The sequence below is a fragment of the Streptomyces sp. KLMMK genome (assembly GCF_036961605.1).
GTDB lineage: Bacteria > Actinomycetota > Actinomycetes > Streptomycetales > Streptomycetaceae > Streptomyces > Streptomyces telluris.
Map to the genome: position 1 here is coordinate 1 of NZ_JBAMDC010000090.1, position 20,834 is coordinate 20,834.

At 72.2% G+C, this 20,834-nt stretch carries 20 protein-coding genes and 1 pseudogene; 12 read left to right on the plus strand and 9 right to left on the minus strand.

Annotated elements, in window-relative coordinates; translation table 11 throughout:
- From V7793_RS16030 to V7793_RS16050, 5 genes and pseudogenes are all read right to left on the minus strand, one after another.
- Window positions 1-496, minus strand: a pseudogene (locus V7793_RS16030) (hypothetical protein); the annotation flags it as partial.
- Window positions 496-1,281 carry an RNA polymerase sigma factor gene (locus V7793_RS16035; RefSeq protein WP_336007017.1) on the minus strand — a complete coding sequence of 262 codons (786 nt, stop codon included), beginning with the start codon at window positions 1,279-1,281 and terminating at the stop codon, window positions 496-498. The gene V7793_RS16035 and the pseudogene V7793_RS16030, both read right to left, overlap by 1 nt.
- Window positions 1,282-1,315: 34 nt before the next feature.
- Window positions 1,316-2,275 carry a DUF4328 domain-containing protein gene (locus V7793_RS16040; protein ID WP_336006979.1) on the minus strand — a complete coding sequence of 320 codons (960 nt, stop codon included), beginning with the start codon at window positions 2,273-2,275 and terminating at the stop codon, window positions 1,316-1,318.
- Between the two features lie 323 nt (window positions 2,276-2,598).
- The gene (locus V7793_RS16045) at window positions 2,599-4,689 is read right to left on the minus strand and encodes a glycosyltransferase (RefSeq protein WP_336006981.1); all 2,091 of its coding nucleotides are present in this window, start codon (window positions 4,687-4,689) and stop codon (window positions 2,599-2,601) included.
- 263 nt (window positions 4,690-4,952) lie between these two features.
- On the minus strand, window positions 4,953-6,590 hold the full coding sequence (locus V7793_RS16050; RefSeq protein WP_336006983.1) for a beta-N-acetylhexosaminidase: 1,638 nt from the start codon (window positions 6,588-6,590) through the stop codon (window positions 4,953-4,955).
- Between the two features lie 237 nt (window positions 6,591-6,827).
- On the opposite strand from V7793_RS16050, the gene V7793_RS16055 reads away from it, so the two are divergent.
- The 7 genes from V7793_RS16055 to V7793_RS16085 all read left to right on the plus strand — a co-directional run bounded on the left by V7793_RS16055 (window position 6,828) and on the right by V7793_RS16085 (window position 13,570).
- A complete protein-coding gene (locus tag V7793_RS16055) occupies window positions 6,828-7,391 on the plus strand; it encodes a 2-oxo-4-hydroxy-4-carboxy-5-ureidoimidazoline decarboxylase (RefSeq protein ID WP_336006987.1) in 564 nt (187 codons plus the stop codon).
- Between the two features lie 231 nt (window positions 7,392-7,622).
- Complete coding sequence (gene sdhC / locus V7793_RS16060; protein ID WP_336006989.1) at window positions 7,623-8,003, plus strand: succinate dehydrogenase, cytochrome b556 subunit; 381 nt, start codon at window positions 7,623-7,625, stop codon at window positions 8,001-8,003.
- Window positions 8,004-8,011: 8 nt separating this feature from the next.
- Window positions 8,012-8,488, plus strand: coding sequence for a succinate dehydrogenase hydrophobic membrane anchor subunit (locus V7793_RS16065; RefSeq protein ID WP_058045913.1), 477 nt, complete (start codon window positions 8,012-8,014; stop codon window positions 8,486-8,488).
- 20 nt (window positions 8,489-8,508) lie between these two features.
- Window positions 8,509-10,263 carry a succinate dehydrogenase flavoprotein subunit gene (gene sdhA, locus V7793_RS16070; protein ID WP_336006991.1) on the plus strand — a complete coding sequence of 585 codons (1,755 nt, stop codon included), beginning with the start codon at window positions 8,509-8,511 and terminating at the stop codon, window positions 10,261-10,263.
- Complete coding sequence (locus V7793_RS16075; protein WP_168091744.1) at window positions 10,263-11,021, plus strand: succinate dehydrogenase iron-sulfur subunit; 759 nt, start codon at window positions 10,263-10,265, stop codon at window positions 11,019-11,021. Before sdhA ends, V7793_RS16075 begins: the two co-directional genes overlap by 1 nt.
- 134 nt (window positions 11,022-11,155) lie before the next feature.
- On the plus strand, window positions 11,156-11,935 hold the full coding sequence (locus V7793_RS16080) for an alpha/beta fold hydrolase (protein WP_336006995.1): 780 nt from the start codon (window positions 11,156-11,158) through the stop codon (window positions 11,933-11,935).
- An 81-nt stretch (window positions 11,936-12,016) separates the two neighbouring features.
- Entirely contained in the window at window positions 12,017-13,570 is a 1,554-nt protein-coding gene (locus V7793_RS16085) for an ABC transporter substrate-binding protein (RefSeq protein ID WP_336006998.1), read from the plus strand.
- Window positions 13,571-13,593: 23 nt separating this feature from the next.
- Here V7793_RS16085 and V7793_RS16090 read toward each other — a convergent pair whose 3' ends face one another.
- Window positions 13,594-13,893, minus strand: coding sequence for an SCO4848 family membrane protein (locus V7793_RS16090; RefSeq protein ID WP_336007000.1), 300 nt, complete (start codon window positions 13,891-13,893; stop codon window positions 13,594-13,596).
- 268 nt (window positions 13,894-14,161) lie between these two features.
- Here V7793_RS16090 and V7793_RS16095 point away from each other — a divergent pair, with 268 nt between their 5' ends.
- Window positions 14,162-15,343 carry a D-alanyl-D-alanine carboxypeptidase family protein gene (locus tag V7793_RS16095; RefSeq protein WP_443057922.1) on the plus strand — a complete coding sequence of 394 codons (1,182 nt, stop codon included), beginning with the start codon at window positions 14,162-14,164 and terminating at the stop codon, window positions 15,341-15,343.
- Window positions 15,344-15,389: 46 nt separating this feature from the next.
- On the opposite strand, the gene V7793_RS16100 is transcribed toward V7793_RS16095, so the two are convergent.
- The 3 genes from V7793_RS16100 to trpS all read right to left on the minus strand — a co-directional run bounded on the left by V7793_RS16100 (window position 15,390) and on the right by trpS (window position 18,049).
- The gene (locus V7793_RS16100; protein WP_336007004.1) at window positions 15,390-16,265 is read right to left on the minus strand and encodes a YihY/virulence factor BrkB family protein; all 876 of its coding nucleotides are present in this window, start codon (window positions 16,263-16,265) and stop codon (window positions 15,390-15,392) included.
- A gap of 49 nt (window positions 16,266-16,314) precedes the next feature.
- On the minus strand, window positions 16,315-16,902 hold the full coding sequence (locus tag V7793_RS16105) for a 2'-5' RNA ligase family protein (RefSeq protein WP_336007007.1): 588 nt from the start codon (window positions 16,900-16,902) through the stop codon (window positions 16,315-16,317).
- Window positions 16,903-17,035: 133 nt separating this feature from the next.
- A complete protein-coding gene (trpS, locus tag V7793_RS16110; protein ID WP_058045905.1) occupies window positions 17,036-18,049 on the minus strand; it encodes a tryptophan--tRNA ligase in 1,014 nt (337 codons plus the stop codon).
- 124 nt (window positions 18,050-18,173) lie between these two features.
- Here trpS and rocD point away from each other — a divergent pair, with 124 nt between their 5' ends.
- From rocD to V7793_RS16130, 4 genes are all read left to right on the plus strand, one after another.
- Window positions 18,174-19,379, plus strand: coding sequence for an ornithine--oxo-acid transaminase (gene rocD / locus V7793_RS16115; protein ID WP_336007010.1), 1,206 nt, complete (start codon window positions 18,174-18,176; stop codon window positions 19,377-19,379).
- A 133-nt stretch (window positions 19,380-19,512) separates the two neighbouring features.
- Entirely contained in the window at window positions 19,513-20,094 is a 582-nt protein-coding gene (locus V7793_RS16120) for a TetR/AcrR family transcriptional regulator (RefSeq protein ID WP_443057923.1), read from the plus strand.
- A 26-nt stretch (window positions 20,095-20,120) separates the two neighbouring features.
- Window positions 20,121-20,528, plus strand: coding sequence for a (R)-mandelonitrile lyase (locus V7793_RS16125; RefSeq protein ID WP_336007013.1), 408 nt, complete (start codon window positions 20,121-20,123; stop codon window positions 20,526-20,528).
- Between the two features lie 23 nt (window positions 20,529-20,551).
- Window positions 20,552-20,834: DUF4865 family protein (locus V7793_RS16130; protein ID WP_336007015.1), on the plus strand; the 283-nt coding region annotated here is incomplete at its 3' end.

Consider the following 20,834-nt stretch of genomic DNA (forward strand, 5'->3'; position numbering starts at 1 on the left):
GCCGGGTGCTCGATACGGAGTCGGCCGGACCGCCGGATGCGGGGTGGCCCTGGCCATCGGGTACGGCGTCGCCTGCGCCTGTGCCTGTGCCTGTGCTTGTGCCTGTGCTTGTGCTTGTGCGAACGGCGGAGGCGCTGGGAGCGCCGTCGGCGTCGGCCTCGGTGTCGGCGTCGGCGTCGGCGTCGGCAGCCGCCGGAACTCCCGAAGCACCAGGCATGCCGGAGGCATCGGAGGCGCTGGAGGCGCTGGAGCCTTCCGAAGCGGGAGTGCCGGCGTTCCGCCGGTCGGTGGCCGTCCGGCCGTCCGACGCGGGCTCGGCGAGGGTGGCCGCCCCGCCCCGTACGGCGTCGTTCCCGGAAGTCGGCGAAGCGGACCCGTTCACGGGGTCGGCGGAGTCGCCGGCCCGGGCGACGGGCGCCGTTCCGCTCAGCAAGCGCTCCACGGCGTCCTCGTCCAGCCAGTCTTCCAGCCAGTCGTACCGGTGGTCGTCCGCCATCACATGTCCTTCTGCGTCCGCGCACGCATTTGCGTCACACCGGCAGAAGCGTTCGCTCCGGGGTGTGACCCGGGCTGTACCCGCCGCTGCTGGGGGACGGTGTCGGTAACCGGCTTCCCCGCCGGCCGGTCGGCACCCCCGGGCGCCGGCACCGCTCCGCTGTCCCCCACCGTCCCGGCCGTCCCGGCCGTCCTGGCCGTCCCGGCGGTCCCGTCGATCGCGTCGACCCCGTCGGCTCCCGGCGTCACCATTTCGGCCAGCCGGCGCAGCCCGCGGTGCGCGGCGGTGCGCACCGCTCCCGGGCGCTTGCCGAGCACCCCGGCGGCGCTCTTCGCGTCGAGGCCGACGACCACGCGCAGCACGACGGCCTCGGCCTGGTCCTGCGGGAGCCGGGCTATGAGGGCGAGGGTGTTGCCGGTGCCGACGGCCTCCAGGGCCTCGACGGCGGTGTCGGCGTCGGCGGCGCGGCCCGCGAGCTCGCTCTCGTCGCCGCCGATGGCCGGGCGCCGGCCGCGCATGCGTATGTGGTCCAGGGCGCGGTTGCGGGCGATCCGGGCGGCCCAGCCGCGGAAGCGGTCCGCGTCGCCGGCGAACCGTTCGAGGTCGCGGGCTATCTGCAGCCACGCCTCGGAGGCCACATCCTCGGCGTCGGCCTCGCCGACGAGCGTCCGCACGTACCCGAGCAGGCGGGGGTGAACGGAGCGGTAGACCGTCCGGAATGCCGTCTCGTCCCCACCCTGGGCCGCGTTCACCGCGGCCGTCAGCTCGGCGTCGTCCCCCTGCACGCCCTCATCCTGCACCACTCGGAGATTCCGTGGCTCAGTAGCCCGCCGGCCCGCTGCCGTAAGGATTCTGCGGCGGGTTGGGCCAGCCGGCCGCGGGGCCGCCGGGCTGCTGCACGGGGACATACCCGGGCGCGCCGTACGGCACACCGGCGGGGACGGCTCCGCCGGGGCCCGCCATGGCGCGCTGCTCCTGCAGGCGGGCGAGCTGGCGTACGACGAGGAGGGCGAGGACGCCGGCGGCGATCATCAGCAGCGTGGCGAGGCCGGAGACACTGGCCGAGTTCTTGAGCGCCTCGACGTCCTCCCGCCAGGTGGAGCCGTCGTAGCCCTTGGTGGCGATACGCGTGGAGGCGCCGAGGCTCAGCGCCGTCGAGAGGATGTTGCAGACGCCGGAGGCGATCCAGAGGGTCCACCAGGAGTTCAGCAGGCCCTTGGAGACGCCCTGCGGGGCGCTGGCCTTGTAGATGTCGTTGACGATCTGCTTGGGGAACCAGAGGTTGACCACCGGGGTGAACCACGAGCCGGCGGCCCAGCCGATGCCGAGGCGCTGGCTGCCGGGCGCGAAGAACTCGGCGTTGATCCGGGCCCGCCGGAACCAGATGGCCCAGAACGTGGCGGAGGCGGCCAGGGTCAGGAGGTACAGCAGCGCGGAGACCGTGGCCAGGGCGTCCGTGTCCTCCAGGTCCTCCTGCGTGGTGGAGCTCACGCCGTTGTCGAGCATGTCCTGCAGCGCCATGCGCGTCTGGGTGTCGGTCCAGAAGACGAACAGCAGCACCGCCACGCTCGCCCCGAGCGAGACCATCAGCGCGATCCGCAGGCCGCGGCGCAGGTCGACGCCGCCGACGGGCATCGGGGCCTGCGGCATCGCGGGGGCGTACGGGTACCCGTAGGCGGGCGCGGGCGCCGTGGCCGCCTGCTGCTGGTAGGCACCGCAGGCGGCGCAGCGGCCGTCCGGGCCGACGGCGGCGGCGCGGCAGTGACCGCACGGATACATAGGTGAGAACCCCCTGGAATGTGACCGATTTTCCCTTTGGTCCGGTCTATCCGGACCCGGCCACCGGGACGACTAGCGAGAGGCGCACGCTGAGCGGCGCGGACCCGCACGTTACGGGCAGCAACCCGGCTTCGTCCAGAAAGGGTCCCCGGCACCCCGGTATGACAGTGTGACGGATTGACGGCCTGCGGCGCTGTAGGAGGTGTGGGCCCCACCAGGGTTCGCACCGGACGGCGGTCGGGGCCTCTCCTGTGGGGGGTGGCGGCCCCGGCCGTCCTCCGTACCGGGCCCGCCCCGCCGCCGCACCGCCCAAGGGAAGGCGCCTACGCCGCGTCCTCCTGCGCCACGTCCTTCACCGTGATCGTCAGGTCGTTGGTCACCGTGAAGTACGGCCGCAGCCGCACCTCGCCGCGCACGGCGCCCGGGAAGGTGTCGATGCCCTTGCGGTCGGCGAAGTCGCCGGCGATCCGGCCGACGCGCACCAGCGCCGCCCCCGCCTGCGGCCGCACCCACAGGTCCCACAGGTCCTGCTCCTCGTCCGGCTTCCGCCGCTGCTGCATCGGCTCGTAGGGCAGGCTCCCCGAGCCGTCCTCCAGCGGCACCCGCACATCGGCCGCGGAGCCGTCGCCGTGGCGCAGCCGCGCGATGAGCTCGGCGCCCTCGCCGAGCGAGGTGCCGTGGGCACGGACGGCGATGCGGATGCCGTCCGCGCCGACCTGCACCTCGGTGGCCTCCGCGTGCTGCGGGCGCAGCCAGGTGCGCACCGCGAGAAAGCCGTCGCTCGTCTCGTAGGGCACGGCGGCGGCGACACCGGCGGCGCCCTGCGCGAGCTCCAGTCCGAGCAGGGCCTTCTGCTCGACCAGCGCAGCGGTCAGACGGCGGCGCGACTTGTCGCCGGAGCGCTCGGCGTAGGTGTCCCAGCGGCCCTCGGCCAGGGTGTGCGCGGCGCGGTCGAGGCGGGCCTCGACCCAGGTGCCGGGCTCGCGGCGGGCGGGGAGCGGCACGCGCACGGACTCCTTGCCCTTGGTGCCGCGGTGGCGCAGCAGCACGTGCGTGTCCGCGGCGGTGAGCTGGTCGGCGCGCAGGCGGACGACGAGGGAGCCGTCGGCGGCGACGGCGCAGCGGGCCTCGGGGTGGGCGGTCTCGCCGGGGGCGGGGGCGGCCACGGCCGCCTGCTTCTTGCGGCCGCCGCCGAACAGGCCGCCGAACAGGCCCTTCTTCTTCTCGGGGGTGGTGGTGGAGCCCGGGCGCAGCTCCTCGAACAGCTCCTCGTAGCGGGCGGCGATGCGCGCGGGCTCGTAGCGGCCGGCGGTCTCGCGGGCGGCCGCGCCGAGGCGGGCGCGCAGCGCGGCGTCCCCGGTGATCTTCAGCAGGGCCTCGGCGTAGGCGTCGACGGCGGCCTGCTCGTGCCCTTCCGGGCCGGCCAGCGGGACGAGCATGCCGTCGGTGCCGTCGCTGAGGATCTCGCGGGGGCCGTAGGGGCAGTCGGTGGCGACGACCGGCAGGCCCGCGTGCATGGCCTCGACGATCGTCATGCCGAAGGACTCGGCGTCGGAGGCGACGGCGGCGACGGCGCCCTTGGACCACTCGGTCTCGATGGGCGAGCGGGCGCCCATGAGCGTGACGCGCTCGTAGAGGCCGAGCTCCTCGATCTGCTTGCGCAGCTTGGCCTTGGCGGGGCCGCGGCCGTAGATGCGCAGGTGCCACTCGGGGCGCTGGGCGGCGATCTCGGCGAAGGCGGCGACGAGCCGGTCGTAGCGCTTGACGGCGACGAGGCGGCCGGCGGAGACGATCAGCCGGGACGTGCCGTCGGAGGGCTCCGCGACGGGGGCGGGGACGGCGTTGGGGATGGAGAGGATGCGCGCGCGGGCGCCGGGGAGGGCCTCGCGGTAGTGCCCGGCGTCGGCCTCGGAGACGGTGGCGAAGGCGTCCAGGGCGGCGATCGCCGGGTCCATCACGGCGTGCAGCTCGGGGACGTGGGCCTCGTGCGTGAGGTGCTCCTGGCCCAGGCGCAGGTAGCGGTCGGAGCCGTACTTCGCGAGGTAGCCGATGAGCTTGGGGCGGGTGGCGATGACGGCGTCGGCGTCGGTGCCGGCGAGGTGCTCGCGCAGGCGCTGGTCGGTGAGGGCCGTCGCGGCCATCCGGCCGTTGTCGATGCGCTCGTCCCGGAAGATCTCGCTGGGCTGCTGGTTGAGCGGGGCCTCGTACTCGTCGCCGTCGGTGCCCTCGCGCAGGTCGACCAGGGGCGTGAGGCGTACGCGCGGGTCGATGTCCAGCTCGGGGACGTCCACGGGCCGGTTGACGCTGATGATCCGGACCTCGTGCCGGTCCGCGAGGGCGGCGGCGAGGTTGACGGTCGAGCGGATGGTGCCGCCGATGCCGTACGCGTTGTGCAGCAGGAATTCGATCTTCATCGGGCCCTCGTTCAGATGCGCGTGCTTCCTCCCGGAGGTTAGGCCCTCGGACGGCCGGGCCGCACGTGCCGTGCTGCGCACCGCTCACCGCAGGGCCCGCGCCGTGCCGGTGGCCTCGCGTTCCGCCGGGCCGTCCGCGTCGTGGTGCGGCGCCGTTGCGGCGGGCGTTTCACCGGACCCGCTCGTTGTCACCGGGCCTGCCCGCTGTCACCGGACCTGCTCGTTGTCACCGGGCCCGCGCGTTACCACCGGACCCGCGCGTCTCACCGGACCCGCGCGTCCAGGGTCACGAAGTCCTGCCACGGCATCGTCGGCCGGCGGGCGTCCCACAGGCGCTGGGCGACCGCGGCCAGCGGCAGCCGGATGCCGGCGGCGACCTGCTGGGCGTTCTGCGCCTCGGGCCGGTCGCACCAGACGGCCAGCCGCCCGCCCACGACCCGGTCGGGGCCGGACTGCCCCGGTACGGGCGCCGTGCCGCGCAGCACCGGCGGCGACCACTGCTCGTAGATCCGCTGCCCGGTGGGGTAGGTGAACTGGTTGGGCTCGCCGAGGACGTAGTAGAGGTACTCGTCGTTGAGGTTGACGAGCGTGCGCCCCTCGTTCAGGTACTCCTGCGGGAGCCGGGCGCCGATCTCCTTGCCCGTCCAGTACTCGACCTCGATGTCCTTGTTCGCGGTCACGACTCCGCCGCGGAAGAAGCCGTCGTTCCACGCCTTGGCCTTCTTGCCGAGGGTGCGCACGAGGGCGGCCCGGTCGTTGAGCCAGCCGGTGGCCAGGTCCTGGACGCGGGCGCGCGGCCCGTACTTCTCGCGGGCGCGGGCGGCCAGGCGCGGGTAGGAGGCCTCGGGGTTCTTGGCCATCAGCGCGCGGTACTCGTCGGCGCCGAGGTGGAAGTACGGGCCGGGGAAGAGCGGGGCGTACTCGCGCAGCAGGTCGTCGACGATGCGGGCGGCGTCGGGGTTGGCGATGTCGACCGCGCCGCGGGCGGCCTTGCCGGCGGCGTCGCGCAGCTGCAGCGTGGGGTGGGCGGCGATGACGGCGCCGAGGTGGCCGGGCGAGTCGATCTCCGGGATGACGGTGATGTGCAGGGACTCGGCGAGGGCCACGATCCGGCGGACCTCGGCCTTGGTCAGCCGCTGCGGGGAGACGATCTCGGGGTGGGAGTCGCTCTCGATGCGGAAGCCCTGGTCGTCGGAGAAGTGCAGGGCGAGCTGGTTGAGCTTGAGGGCGGACAGCTCGCGCAGCCGGGCCTCGATCCACTCGGCGGTGAAGTGCTTGCGGGCGATGTCGAGGTGGAGGCCGCGCTGGGCGCGGTCGGGGGCGTCGCGCACGACGCCTTCGGCGAGCCCGCCGCCGGAGCGCACGGCTTGCAGGAGGGTGCGCGTGCCGTAGAACACTCCGGTTTCGCCCGCCGAGGCGACGAGCACCTTGCCGTCGCGGGCGGTCAGCTCGTAGGCCTCGGCCGCCAGGGGCCCCTGGCCCGTGCCGGGGCGCAGGACGAGTTCGACGTCGCCGGCGCGGGCGGGGCCGGCCGCGTAGCCGAGCCTGAGCTCGCCGGCCAGGCGGCGGCCCTCGTCGGCGAGCGGGCCGGAGGCGATCACGCGGGCGCCTTCGGTGGGCCGCCAGCCGGGGCCGGTGGCGGCCTCGGCCGAGCGGACGGCGGGGATGGCCCGGGGGACGCCGGCGGGGACGGGGGCCTGCGCGGGGGACCGGCGGGCGGGTGAGCTGGTCAGGGCGGCGGAGGTCGTGGCGGAGGCCCCGGGGGAGCGCGAGTCGTCCCCGCCCGGCCGGGTGCCGGTTTCGCGGGGGCAACCCATCAGGGTCATGGTGGCGAGGAGGACGCCGGCGCAGACGGTCCCCCGGACGGCCGACGCTCTGGTCATCCTGAGGCGCAGTCCCATGGAGCAAGCCTCCTCTTCCGGAGTCTTCACGGCTCTTTCGGCCTGAATGGGGCGAAGGTAGTCCTCTTTCCCCCCGGGGCGTTCCGCCCATGTCCACCGCGCACCGGAATCCGCCCCCGTCCGAATGAAATTCATCCATACGCCGGACGGTGGCCGAGAAGCATCGCTACGGTGGCGGCCCGGTTTGACTCCTCACCCGCTTGGCTCCTCACCCGCTCGAGACTCCACACCCGCCCGGTGCCGCCGGGTCCAGCTGCCGGAGGTTCGGAGATCACGCTGTACGGCCTCGACCGCCACGGCCTCGACCGGCTCAATTCCGCCGCGCCCGGCGCGGCCGAGGCCGCCCTCCTCGCCTGCTGCGGCAGCCGCCGCTGGGCCCGCCGCCTCGCCGACCTGCGCCCCTACCCCGACCTGCGCACCCTGCTGAACACCGCGGAGCACGCCGCCCGCGCCCTGGCCCCCGCCGATCTGGCCGAGGCGCTCGCCGACGAGACCGTCCCCCAGCACCTCCTCACGGGCCCCGGCGTCACCGAGGCGACCCGCGGGGCGCTGCGTCAGGCCCAGGCCGCCTACGAGGCCAGATTCGGCCATGTTTTCGTGCTCTGCCTGGACGGCAGCCGCCCGGACGACGCCCTGGACCGCGCCCTGGCCTCCTTGCGCGCCCGGCTCGCCTCCACCCCCGCCCAGGAGGCCGCCGTCACCGCCGCGGAGCTCGCCCGCCTCGCCCGCGGCCGGCTCACCCGGCTGGCCCCGGACACCCCGCCCATGCGGCCGCGCACCGCCCGGCCGTGCGGGACATAACACCCATTCGGACGGACGTCGCAGGCCAGACCGGGTGCACAATTCCCCGGAGAGTCACCCCGTCCGGCCCTTGACGGGCGTGCACATGCCTGTTTGATCACACCTGCGGACCCCGGGACGCCGAACCGACAAGGCGTCGCTACGATGGCCAGGGCCGGTGGACCGTACCCGGCCGGGCCCGACCGACAGAGAAGCCGGCAGGCCCTGATCCCCGCTCCCGGAGGGTTTTCCGTGCCGGCTGGAACGCTGTACCGCGGCCGGGAAGGCATGTGGTCCTGGGTGGCTCACCGAGTCACCGGCGTCCTCATTTTCTTCTTCCTGTTCGTGCACGTCCTGGACACCGCTCTCGTCCGCGTCTCCCCCGAGGCGTACGACGACGTCGTCGCGACGTACAAGACGCCCCTCGTGAATGTGATGGAGTACGGCCTCGTCGCCGCCATCCTCTTCCACGCGCTCAACGGCCTCCGCATCATCGCCGTGGACTTCTGGTCCAAGGGACCGCGGAAGCAGAAGCAGATGCTGTGGTGGGTCGTCACCATCTGGGCTGTGCTCATGGCAGGCGCCTTCTACCCCGTGCTCCAGCACACGCTGCGCACGCTGTTCGGGAGCTGAGTCGCGAAATGTCTGCTGAAACCACCCCCGCCACCGCCGCCGCGGCCGACGTCTCCCTCTACGACGTCGACAACCCGGCCCCGGTCATCGAAGCGCCCCGCAAGCGCACCAAGAAGACCCCGAAGACGACCCGCACCAACTTCGAGCTGTACGGCTGGCTGTTCATGCGGCTGTCCGGCATCGTCCTGGTCGTCCTGGTCCTCGGCCACCTGCTGATCCAGCTCGTCCTCGACGGCGGCGTCAGCAAGATCGGCTTCGCCTTCGTGGCCGGCCGCTGGGCCTCGCCGTTCTGGCAGGCCTGGGACCTGGTCATGCTCTGGCTCGCGATGCTCCACGGCGCCAACGGCCTCCGCACGGTCATCAACGACTACGCGGAGCGCGCGACGACCCGTTTCTGGCTGAAGAACCTGCTGTACGCGGCCACGGTGTTCACCGTCCTGCTGGGCACGCTGGTGATCTTCACCTTCGACCCGAACATCCGCTAGAGCCCGGGGCTGACGACACCATGAAGATCCACAAGTACGACACCGTCATCGTCGGCGCCGGCGGCGCCGGCATGCGCGCGGCCATCGAGTCCACGAAGCGCAGCCGCACCGCGGTGCTCACCAAGCTCTACCCCACCCGCTCCCACACCGGCGCCGCCCAGGGCGGCATGGCCGCCGCCCTCGCGAACGTCGAGGAGGACAACTGGGAGTGGCACACCTTCGACACGATCAAGGGCGGCGACTACCTGGTCGACCAGGACGCCGCCGAGATCCTGGCGAAGGAGGCCATCGACGCGGTCCTCGACCTCGAGAAGATGGGCCTGCCGTTCAACCGCACCCCGGACGGCACCATCGACCAGCGCCGCTTCGGCGGCCACAGCCGCAACCACGGCGAGGCCCCGGTCCGCCGGTCCTGCTACGCCGCGGACCGCACCGGCCACATGATCCTCCAGACGCTGTACCAGAACTGCGTCAAGGAGGGCGTGGAGTTCTTCAACGAGTTCTACGTCCTGGACCAGCTGATCACCGAGGTCGACGGCGTCAAGAAGTCGGCCGGCGTGGTCGCCTACGAGCTGGCCACCGGCGAGATCCACATCTTCCAGGCGAAGGCGGTCATCTACGCCTCCGGCGGCACCGGCAAGTTCTTCAAGGTGACGTCGAACGCCCACACGCTCACGGGCGACGGCCAGGCGGCCTGCTACCGCCGCGGCCTGCCGCTGGAGGACATGGAGTTCTTCCAGTTCCACCCGACGGGCATCTGGCGCATGGGCATCCTGCTGACGGAGGGCGCCCGCGGTGAGGGCGGCATCCTCCGCAACAAGGACGGCGAGCGCTTCATGGAGAAGTACGCGCCGGTCATGAAGGACCTCGCGTCCCGTGACGTCGTCTCGCGCTCCATCTACACGGAGATCCGCGAGGGCCGCGGCTGCGGTCCCGAGGGCGACCACGTCTACCTCGACCTCACCCACCTGCCGCCGGAGCAGCTGGACGCCAAGCTCCCGGACATCACCGAGTTCGCGCGCACCTACCTCGGCATCGAGCCCTACACGGACCCGATCCCGATCCAGCCCACCGCGCACTACGCCATGGGCGGCATCCCGACCAACGTCGAGGGCGAGGTGCTGGCCGACAACGACACCGTCGTCCCCGGCCTCTACGCCGCCGGCGAGGTCGCGTGCGTGTCCGTGCACGGCGCCAACCGCCTGGGCACCAACTCGCTGCTCGACATCAACGTCTTCGGCCGCCGCGCGGGCATCGCCGCCGCGGAGTACTCGGCGAAGGCCGACTACGTCGAGCTGCCGGAGAACCCGGCACAGCTCGTGGCCGAGCAGGTCGAGCGGCTGCGCAACTCCACCGGCAAGGAGCGGGTCGCCGAGCTCCGCAAGGAGCTGCAGGAGACCATGGACGCCAACGTCATGGTCTTCCGCACCGAGCAGACCATCAAGACGGCCGTCGAGAAGATCGCCGAGCTGCGCGAGCGCTACAAGAACGTGTCCGTCCAGGACAAGGGCAAGCGCTTCAACACCGACCTGCTGGAGGCCATCGAGCTGGGCAACCTGCTCGACCTGGCCGAGGTGATGGCCGTGTCCGCGCTCGCGCGCAAGGAGTCCCGCGGTGGTCACTACCGCGAGGACTACCCCAACCGCGACGACGTCAACTTCATGCGCCACACCATGGCGTACCGCGAGGTCGACGCGGAGGGCAAGGACTCGATCCGCCTCGACTACAAGCCGGTCGTCCAGACCCGCTACCAGCCGATGGAGCGTAAGTACTGATGAGCACCGCGACTCTCGACAAGGTCGAGGCCGACTCCGCGGCCTCTCCCTACATCAAGGTCACCTTCCGCGTCCGCCGGTTCAACCCGGAGGTCTCGGACGAGGTCACCTGGCAGGACTTCGAGGTCGACATCGACCCCAAGGAGCGCGTCCTCGACGGTCTCCACAAGATCAAGTGGGACGTCGACGGTTCGCTGACGTTCCGCCGCTCCTGCGCGCACGGCATCTGCGGCTCCGACGCGATGCGCATCAACGGCAAGAACCGCCTCGCGTGCAAGACGCTGATCAAGGACCTCAACCCGTCGAAGCCGATCACGGTCGAGCCCATCAAGGGCCTCACGGTCCTGAAGGACCTCGTGGTCGACATGGAGCCGTTCTTCCAGGCCTACCGCGACGTGATGCCCTTCCTGATCACCAAGGGCAACGAGCCGACGCGCGAGCGCCTGCAGTCCGCCGAGGACCGCGAGCGCTTCGACGACACCACCAAGTGCATCCTGTGCGCCGCGTGCACGTCCTCGTGCCCGGTGTTCTGGAACGACGGCCAGTACTTCGGCCCGGCGGCGATCGTCAACGCCCACCGCTTCATCTTCGACTCGCGCGACGAGGCCGGTGAGCAGCGCCTGGAGATCCTGAACGACAAGGACGGCGTGTGGCGCTGCCGCACGACGTTCAACTGCACGGACGCCTGCCCGCGTGGCATCGAGGTCACCAAGGCGATCCAGGAGGTGAAGCGAGCGCTCATCACGCGCCGCTTCTGACCTGAGGTCCGCTTCCGGGCTGCGGCCGGGGCCCGCTCCTCCCTCCCGGGGAGGGGCGGGCCCCGGCCTTTTCCGCACGCACCGTCCCTCAGGACTTGACCCTGACACCGGTGTCATACGGCAACCTCTTGCCCATGACACAGCTTCCTGCATTCGCCACCACCGTCACCGGCTCCGGCCCCGGCATCCTCCTCGCGCACGGCGCGGGCGGCAGCATCGAGGGCAACTACGCACCGATCCTCCCGGCCCTCGCCGAGCACCACACCGTGGTGGCCCCCGACTACCCCGGCTCCGGTGCGACGCCCCGCGCGGAGCGGCTGACCCTGGACGGCCTCGTGGACGGGATCGTGGCCGCCGCCGACGCGGCGGGCCTCGACACCTTCACCCTCCTCGGCTACTCGCTGGGCACCCTGGTGTCCGTCCGGACGGCGGCCCGCTACCCGGACCGGGTGCGCGGGCTGGTCCTGACGGCCGGTCTGGCCCGCCCGGACAACCGGACGCTGGCCTCGCTGGACCTCTGGCAGCACTTCCTCGCGGACGGCGACGTCAAGGCCTTCGCCCGGTTCGTCGCCCTGTCCGGCTTCGGCGAGGACTTCTACAACGCCGTGCCCGCCGAGCACGTGCCGGCCTTCCTGGACCTGATCGCCGCGGGCGTCCCGGCCGGGGCCGCCGAGCAGGCCGCCGTGGTGGCGACCGCCGACACCCGGCCCCACCTGGCCGGGATCTCCGTCCCGACCCTGGTGATAGCCACCCTGCAGGACACCCTCGTCTCCCCCGCCAACTCCCGCCTCCTGGCGGACGCGATACCCGGAGCGGAGTACGCGGAGATCGAGGCGGGCCACATCCCGATGGCCGAGAAGCCGCGCGAGTGGGAGAAGCTGATCCTCGACTTCCTTGCCCGCAGGGAACTCTGACGATCACTTGGCCGATTTTCCTGACGTACGGCCGTTCCTGTGTTTGAGTGAGGCGCATCACTGGGCGGAGGGGGCGCGGGGATGCGTGGGCTTCGGGCGGGGGCGGCCGTGGTGGCCGCGGTGCTGTTGGCGGGCGGGGCGGGAGGGTGTCAGCTGGTCTCGCCGGGGGACGACGACCAGGGACCGATCACCGTCGGCACCACGGACGCCGTCACCTCCCTCGACCCCGCCGGTGCCTACGACGCGGGCTCCTGGGCGCTGTTCAGCAACCTCTATCAGTCATTGCTGACCTACTCCCCCGGCACGGGCACCCCCGTGCCGGACGCGGCCGACCGGTGCGACTTCCAGGGGAAGGACTTACGCACGTACCGGTGCGAGCTCCGCGAGGGCCTGAAGTTCGGCAACGGGCGCGAACTGACCGCCGACGACGTGAAGTTCTCCTTCGACCGGATCCTGCGGATCAAGTCGCCCCAGGGTCCGCAGTCGCTGCTGGACACCCTGGAGTCCGTCGGCACCGCCGGACGGTCGGTGACCTTCCGGCTGCGGGTCCCGGACGCCACCTTCCCGTTCAAGATAGCCACCGGCGCCGGCGCCATCGTCGACAGCTCGCGCTACCCGGCCGACAGGCTGCGCACCGGCACCGAGGCCGACGGCTCCGGCCCGTACGCCCTCAAGAGCTACCGCCCGCGCTCCGTGGCCGAGCTGCGGCCCAACAAGAACTACCAGGGCGCCGTGAAGCACCGGGGCGGCGAGGTGACCGTGCGCTACTTCCGGGACTCGGCCACGATGAGCAAGGCGTGGAAGCAGCGCTCCCTCGACGTCGCCGGACGCCTGATGCCGCCGTCCGAGATCGCCGCGCACTCCCTGTCCGACACCGGGGTGAAGCTGATGGAGAGCGCCGGCGCCGAGACCCGCTCGATGTTCTTCAACCTGCGCGACGGCTCGCCGCTGAAGCAGTTACCGGTCCGCCGGGCCATCGCCGCCGTCATCGACCGCGAGGCCCTCGCGCGCGACGTCCACCACCGCACCGTCGAACCGCTGTACTCCCTCATCCCCCAGGGCCTCACCGGCCACACCACGTCGTTCTTCGACCTCTACCCCCAGCCGGACCCCGAGTCCGCACGCTCCCTCCTGAGCCGCGCCGGCATCACCACCCCCGTCCGCTTCACCCTCGCCTACTCGCAGGGTGCCGCCACGGACGAGGAGGCGGCGCTGGTCGAGCGGCAGCTGGAGAGCACCGGGCTGTTCGAGGTGACCACGCGGAACGTGGAGTGGACGGAGTTCCGGAAGGGCTACGCACGGGGCGCCTACGACGCGTACTGCGTCGGCTGGCTGGCCGACTTCCCCGACCCGGACAACTTCACCACCCCGCTCGTGGGCCGGTCCTCCTCCTTCCGCACGGGCTACGCCAACCCGAAGGTGGAGCAGCTCATCGGCGCCACGCAGGACAGCTCCCGGCGCAGCGGGGTCTCGAAGGACTTCCGGGCCATCCAGGACCTCATCGCGCAGGACGTCCCCGTGCTGCCCCTGTGGCAGAAGAAGGACTACGTGCTGAGCAGCGCGTCCGTCTCGGGCACGCAGTACCTCTCCGACGGGACCGGGCAGTGGCGCCTGTGGGAGCTGGGGCGGCTCTGACGGCCCGGCACGCCGGCGGGCCCCTATGACGTGCGCCGCAGCGCCCTGACGCCGCGCAACCCGATCAGCCCCACGGCCGTCCCCAGAAGAAACGAGGTGATGGCGAGCGCGAGGTGCACCCAGAAGTACGCGGTCGGGTCGCCCGCGTCGTCGAAGGCGAGTCCGCTGCCGTCCTTCCACAGATTCTTCGCGAAGGTGATCCAGATGACCCAGCTCCACGCGCCGAAGGCGAGCAGGAACCAGGAGACGGGACGGGAGAGGACGGCGGGGGCGGCGGAGGCCCCGGGCGCGGCGGGGGCGGCGTCGGACGTAGTGCTCGGCATGGGTTTCAGTATGCGTTCGGGTCAGCGCACTAGTCCTATCGGGTCCCCGGCCGTCATCCGAGCCAGTGAGGCGGCGACTGGAACCCCCAGGTGGCGGGGTAGTTTCACGAACGTGCCGACGACGACATCACGCCCCACGCGGGCCGCCGCGACGCGACGACGTCACGGGGCCGCGCTCGCGGCCGCCGCCTCTCTGATCGTCCCGTTGACGACCGCCGCCCCCGCCCTTGCCGAACCCACGCCCTCGCCGACCCCGAGCCGTCCGAGCGTGAGCCCCAGCCCCTCGGGCGTCCGGGCGCCCGGGGGCGCGACCTCCGTGGAGGACGACGGCAAGGGCATCGGCCGGGGCGCGCCCCGCAGGCCGCCCGCCCGGATGTCCACCGTGGGCGGCGAGATGCTGGGCCGGCCGGGCCCGCAGGTGCAGCTCGGCCCGGGCGCGCCGCAGCTGCCCAAGGATCTCAGCGGGCGTTCCTGGCTCGTGGCGGACGCGGAGTCGGGCGAGATCCTCGCCGCGAACAACGCGCACTGGCAGCTGCCGCCCGCCTCCACGCTGAAGATGCTCTTCGCCGACACGGTGCTGCCGAAGCTGCCCCGGACGAAGACGCACCGGGTCGAGCCCTCCGACCTGGAGGGCATGGGCACGGGCAGCAGCGCCGTGGGGGTGAAGGAGGGGTCCTCGTACAGCGTCCACGACCTGTGGCTGGGCGTGTTCCTGCGCTCGGGCAACGATGCGGTGCGCGTCCTCGCGTCCATGAACGGAGGGATCCCGAAGACCGTGAAGGACATGCAGGCGCACGCCGAGGATCTGCAGGCGCTGGACACCCACGTGGTCACCCCCGACGGCTACGACGCGGACGAGCAGGTCTCCAGCGCGTACGACCTGACGCTGTTCGCCCGTTCGGGGCTGCAGAAGGCGGACTTCCGGGAGTACTGCTCGACGGTGTCGGCGCAGTTCCCCGGCGAGGAGAAGCCGGGCAAGCCGCGCGAGAGCTTCGGCATCGTCAACACCAACCGGCTGCTGACGGGCGAGGGCATGCCCAACGGCATGCCGTACAAGGGCATGGCCGGGGTGAAGAACGGCTCGACCACCAACGCGGGCAACACCTTCACGGGCGTCGCCCAGCACGAGGGGCGCAAGCTTCTGGTGACGGTGATGAACCCGGAGATCCAGGAGCAGTACGAGGTCTACAAGGAGACCGCGCGGCTGCTGGACTGGGGCTTCGAGGCGGCCGGGCACGTCAAGCCGGTCGGCATGCTGGTTCCCCCGAAGGGAGGCGCCGCGGGCGGCAAGGACGGCGCCGGCAAGGCCGGGAGCAGCACACAGGCGTCGGTGGCGAGCGCGGGCTCCGGCGGGATGTGGACGGCCGTGGGGATCACGGGCGGGGCGCTGGTGGCGCTGGCCGCCGGAGCGTTCGTGGTGCACCGCCGCTGGCCGCGGCCGAAGGGGTAGGCGGTACGTTGCCGGTCCGGCGGTTCCGTGTTCCGCCGGACCGGCCTCAGTCCTCCATGAGGTCCTTTTCCCGGGGCGGCTCGCCCGGCGTCTGCGTGGCCGTCCAGGCCGCGCAGAACAGCACCAGCTTCGCCATGAAGTTGATCCACAGCAGCAGGGCGACGGGCGTGCCGAAGGCCCCGTACATGCTCTTCGCCGCCACGCCCCGCAGATAGCCGCCGAGCAGCAGTTTCAGCAGCTCCAGGCCGACCGCCCCGAGGAGCGCGCCGACGACGAGGCGGCGCCGCGGGGGCAGGACGCCGGGCAGCCGGGAGAGCACGTAGAGCATCAGCAGGAAGTCGGCGAGGACGGCGATGCAGAAGCCGGCCGCGGTCAGCAGCGCGCCGATGCCGTCCAGCCCGGTCCTGGTGGCCACCCAGTCCACGGCCGCCGACGCGAAGGCGGAGCAGCCCAGCGAGAGCAGCGCGACGCCGCCGAGGCCGAGGAGCAGCCCCCCGTCCTTGAGCCGGAGCAGGACGGGGTTCCCGGGGCTCTCCTCCTTCTCCCAGACCGCGCGCAGGCACTCCCGCAGCGAGCCGATCCAGCTGACGCCGGTGAGCAGGAGCAGCGCTCCGGCCACGATTCCGACCGTGCCGGCGTTGTCGACGAGGCTGCTGAGGTCGAGCTGGCCGGAGATGCCGGGCACCTGCTCGGCGAGGCGCCGCTCCAGGTCCCGCATCTGCTCCTCGCTGAGCAGGGCCGCGCCGACGGCGGCCCCCACGGTGAGCAGGGGGAAGAGGGCCACGAAGCTGGTGAAGGTGATGGCGGCGGCGAGCCTGGTCCACTTCACCCGGTCCAGGGTCTCGTACGAGCGCCACGCGTGGGTCCGCATGAGGCGGGTGATCAGGGGCCCGATGCCGGGGAGCCGCGTCAGCCATTCCATGGCGTACGTCTACCACCCGGACGGGCGGATACGCCCGCGCCGAGCTGCGCTAACGCGAAGGCGCGGGGGGTCGTACGCCGGTCTGCTGGGGGACGGCCGGCGCCGTCCCCTCCCCCTCCCCGAACGGATACTCGCGCTCCAGGCGCCACACGCCGTCCTCGCCCTGCTCGTAGAGGGCGAAGGAGTCGATCGTCCAGGCGGCCCGGAAGCCGGCGAGCTCCTCGTAGGCCCGGTCCATGGCCTCCTCGGCGATGCCGTGGGCGACGGTGACGTGCGGGTGGTACGGGAACTGCAGCTCGCGGGCGACGGGCCCGGAGGCGTCCCGGATGCGCTTCTGCAGCCAGGCGCAGGAGGCGGAGCCCTCGACCACGTTGACGTAGACGACGGGCGAGAGGGGGCGGAAGGTGCCGGTGCCGGACAGGCGCATGGGGAATGCCCGGCCCTCGGCGGCGACCCGGGCCAGGTGCTCCTCGATCGCGGGCAGGGACGAGGTGTCGACCTCGGTGGGCGGCAGCAGGGTGACGTGGGTGGGGATGCCGTGCGCGTGCGGGTCCCCGAAGCCCTCGCGGCGCTTCTGGAGGAAGCTGCCGTACGGCTCCGGGACCGCGATCGAAACGCCGAGCGTTACGGTCCCCATTGCGTTCTCCCTCCTGTGCTCCTGTATGTCCCCGTGGCCAGTGTGACGGCTGTGCCGCACCCCGTGCCAGAGCTCCTGGTCCCGTACGGGCCGGGACCAGGGGCCCGGAGCGCTTCCGGTGGCCCGGCCGCCCTCAGTGCTTGGCGGGCAGGAAGCCCACCTTGTCGTACGCCTGGGCGAGCGTCTCCGCCGCGACCGCGCGGGCCTTCTCGGCGCCCTTCGCCAGGACAGAGTCCAGCGTCTCCGGGTCGTCGAGATATTCCTGCGTGCGGGCGCGGAAGGGCGTCACCCAGTCCACCATGACCTCGGCGAGGTCGGTCTTGAGCGCACCGTAGCCCTTGCCCTCGTACTTCTGCTCCAGATCCGCCATTCCCGTACCGGTGAGCGTGGCGTAGATGGTGAGCAGATTGCTGACGCCGGGCTTGTTCTCCGGGTCGAAGCGGATCACCGTGTCGGTGTCGGTGACCGCGCTCTTGATCTTCTTGGCGGAGACCTTGGGCTCGTCGAGGAGGTTGATCAGGCCCTTGGGGTTCGCCGTCGACTTGCTCATCTTCGCCGACGGGTCCTGCAGGTCGTAGATCTTCGCGGTCTCGCGGACGATGTGCGCGGCCGGGAGGGTGAAGGTGTCGCCGAAGCGGCCGTTGAAGCGCTCGGCCAGGTCGCGCGTGAGCTCGATGTGCTGGCGCTGGTCCTCGCCCACCGGGACGGCGTCCGCCTGGTAGAGGAGGATGTCGGCGACCTGGAGGATCGGGTACGTGAACAGGCCGACCGTGGTGGCCCCGGCGCCCTGCTTGGCGGACTTGTCCTTGAACTGGGTCATCCGCGAGGCCTCGCCGAAGCCGGTGAGGCAGTTCATCACCCAGCCGAGCTGGGCGTGCTCGGGGACGTGGCTCTGCACGAAGAGGGTGCAGCGCTCCGGGTCGAGACCGGCGGCGAGCAGCTGGGCCGCGGCGAGGCGGGTGTTGGCCCGCAGCTCCTTCGGGTCCTGCGGCACGGTGATCGCGTGCAGGTCGACCACCATGTAGAAGGCGTCGTGGGTCTCCTGCAGGGCCACGTACTGGCGGACGGCACCGAGGTAGTTCCCCAGGTGGAACGAGCCTGCGGTGGGCTGGATACCGGAGAGAGCGCGCGGTCGATCGAGGGCCATGCGCACATTCTCTCAGGTGCGCTGCCCGACTCCGTCCGACGGTGGGGCCGTGAGTAGTAGAAAGGTGGAACAGGGGGCACAGCAATGCCCGCACACGCATGCCCGTACACGAACGGAGCACACGGTGACTTCCACGGAACGCAGCATCGCCGCCGCCGAGGCCCACAGCGCGCACAACTACCATCCGTTGCCGGTCGTCGTCGCGTACGCGGAGGGCGCCTGGATGACGGACGTCGAGGGGCGGCGCTATCTCGACATGCTCGCCGGGTACTCCGCGCTCAACTTCGGCCACGGCAACCGGCGTCTGATCAACGCCGCGAAGGCGCAGCTCGATCGGGTGACGCTGACCTCGCGCGCCTTCCACCACGACCGCTTCGCCGAGTTCTGCACCGAGCTCGCCGCGCTGTGCGGCAAGGACATGGTGCTGCCCATGAACACGGGCGCGGAGGCGGTCGAGACGGCCGTGAAGACCGCCCGCAAGTGGGGGTACAAGGTCAAGGGCGTGCCGGACGGCCAGGCGAAGATCGTCGTGGCGGGCAACAACTTCCACGGCCGCACCACCACGATCATCAGCTTCTCGACGGACGAGGAGGCCCGGGCGGACTACGGCCCGTACACGCCGGGCTTCGAGATCGTCCCCTACGGCGATCTGGCCGCGCTGGAGGAGGCCGTGGACGACCACACGGTCGCCGTGCTGCTGGAGCCGATCCAGGGCGAGGCGGGCGTGCTCGTGCCGCCGGCCGGCTACCTGCCGGGCGTGCGGCGGCTGACCGCCGAGCGCGGGGTGCTGTTCATCGCGGACGAGATCCAGTCCGGGCTGGGCCGCACCGGCAGAACGTTCGCCTGCGACCACGAGGACGTCGTCCCCGACATGTACGTGCTGGGCAAGGCGCTGGGCGGCGGCGTGGTGCCGGTGTCCGCCGTGGTGGCCTCCCGGGAGGTCCTCGGCGTCTACCGGCCCGGCGAGCACGGCTCGACGTTCGGCGGGAACCCGCTGGCCTGCGCGGTGGCGCTGGAGGTCATCACGATGCTGAAGTCCGGCGAGTTCCAGCAGCGGGCCACGGAGCTCGGCGAGCACCTCCACCAGGAGCTGGGCCTCCTGGTGGGCGGCGGCGCCGTGGAGGCGGTGCGCGGGCGCGGCCTGTGGGCGGGCATCGACATCGCCCCGTCGCACGGCACGGGCCGGCAGATCTCGGAGCGGCTGATGGAGCGGCGCGTGCTGGTGAAGGACACCCACGGGTCCACGATCCGGATCGCCCCGCCGCTGGTGATCAGCAAGGAGGACCTGGACTGGGGCCTGGACCAGCTGCGGGCGGTGCTGGGCTCCTGACGGAGCGGGCGCGAAGGGAGGGGCCGGCGTTTACGCCGGCCCCTTTCCCGTGGCCCCTTCACCTGCGCCCCCTTCACCCGCGCCCGGCCCACGATGCCGATCTTCTGTACCTACTAGTATGTACACTCGCTCCATGAGCACCTCGGACACCTCGGACACCTCGGAACGCCTCATCGAGAGCACCCGCGAGCTGCTGTGGGAGCGCGGTTACATCGGCACCAGCCCCAAGGCCATCCAGCAGCGCGCCGGAGCCGGGCAGGGCAGCATGTACCACCACTTCAGCGGCAAGCCCGGCCTCGCGCTGGCCGCGATCCGGCGGACGGCGCAGGAGATGCGCGGCAAGGCCGAGCAGCAGCTCGGCGGGCCGGGCACCGCCGTGGAGCGGATCACCGCCTATCTGCGGCGCGAGCGCGACGTCCTCAAGGGGTGCCCCGTCGGGCGGCTGACGCAGGATCCGGACGTGATGGCCGACGCCGCGCTGCGGGCGCCGGTGGACGAGACGTTCGTGTGGCTGCGGGGCCGGCTCGCCGAGGTGCTCGCGGAGGGCGTCGCGCGCGGCGAGCTGTCCGCGGGCCTCGACCCGGCGGCCACCGCCGCGACCGTCGTCGCCGTCCTCCAGGGCGGCTACGTCCTGGCCCGCGCCGCCGGTTCGACGGCGCCCTTCGAGCAGGCCGTCGACGGGGTGCTCGGACTTCTCGCCGCGCAGTCCGCCTGATCCGCCACCCTCCAGGAGCGCACCGCATGCTGATCCACCGCGACCCGCCCGCCACCTGCACCGCCTCGCCCGAGTGGGCCACCGGAACCGTCCGCGTCACGTCCGTCGCCGCCGCAGGGGACACCTCGCGGCTGCGCATCGACGACGTCCGCTTCGAGCCCGGCAGCCGCACCCACTGGCACCGCCACCCCGGGGGCCAGGTCCTCCACGTCACCGAAGGCACCGGGCTGATGCAGCGCCGGGGCGGGCCCGTCGAGGTCGTACGGGCCGGCGACCGGGTCGTCATCGCACCCGGCGAGTGGCACTGGCACGGCGCCGGGCCCACGACCTCCATGACCCACCTGGCCGTCCTGACGGCCGCTGCGGACGGCACCGAGGCCGAGCGCGGCGAACCCGTCACCGATGCCTGCTACCCGTCCGGCCCCCTAGCCTGAGCACGCGAAAGGCACAACGCACCGTGTACGCGAAGCAGTACGAGATCACCCTCCCCGCCGACTACGACATGGGGATCATCCGCGACCGCGTCGCCACGCGCGGCCACGCCCTCGACGACCGCGCCGGCATGGCCCTGAAGGCCTACGTCATCCGCGAGCGCGGCGTGGACGGTTCGCCCGTGAACCAGTACGCACCGTTCTACCTGTGGAACGACACCGCGGCGATGAGCCACTTCCTCGTCGGCGGCGGCGGGTTCGAGGGCGTCGTCCGGGACTTCGGGCGGCCCGTCGTGCGGCACTGGGCGG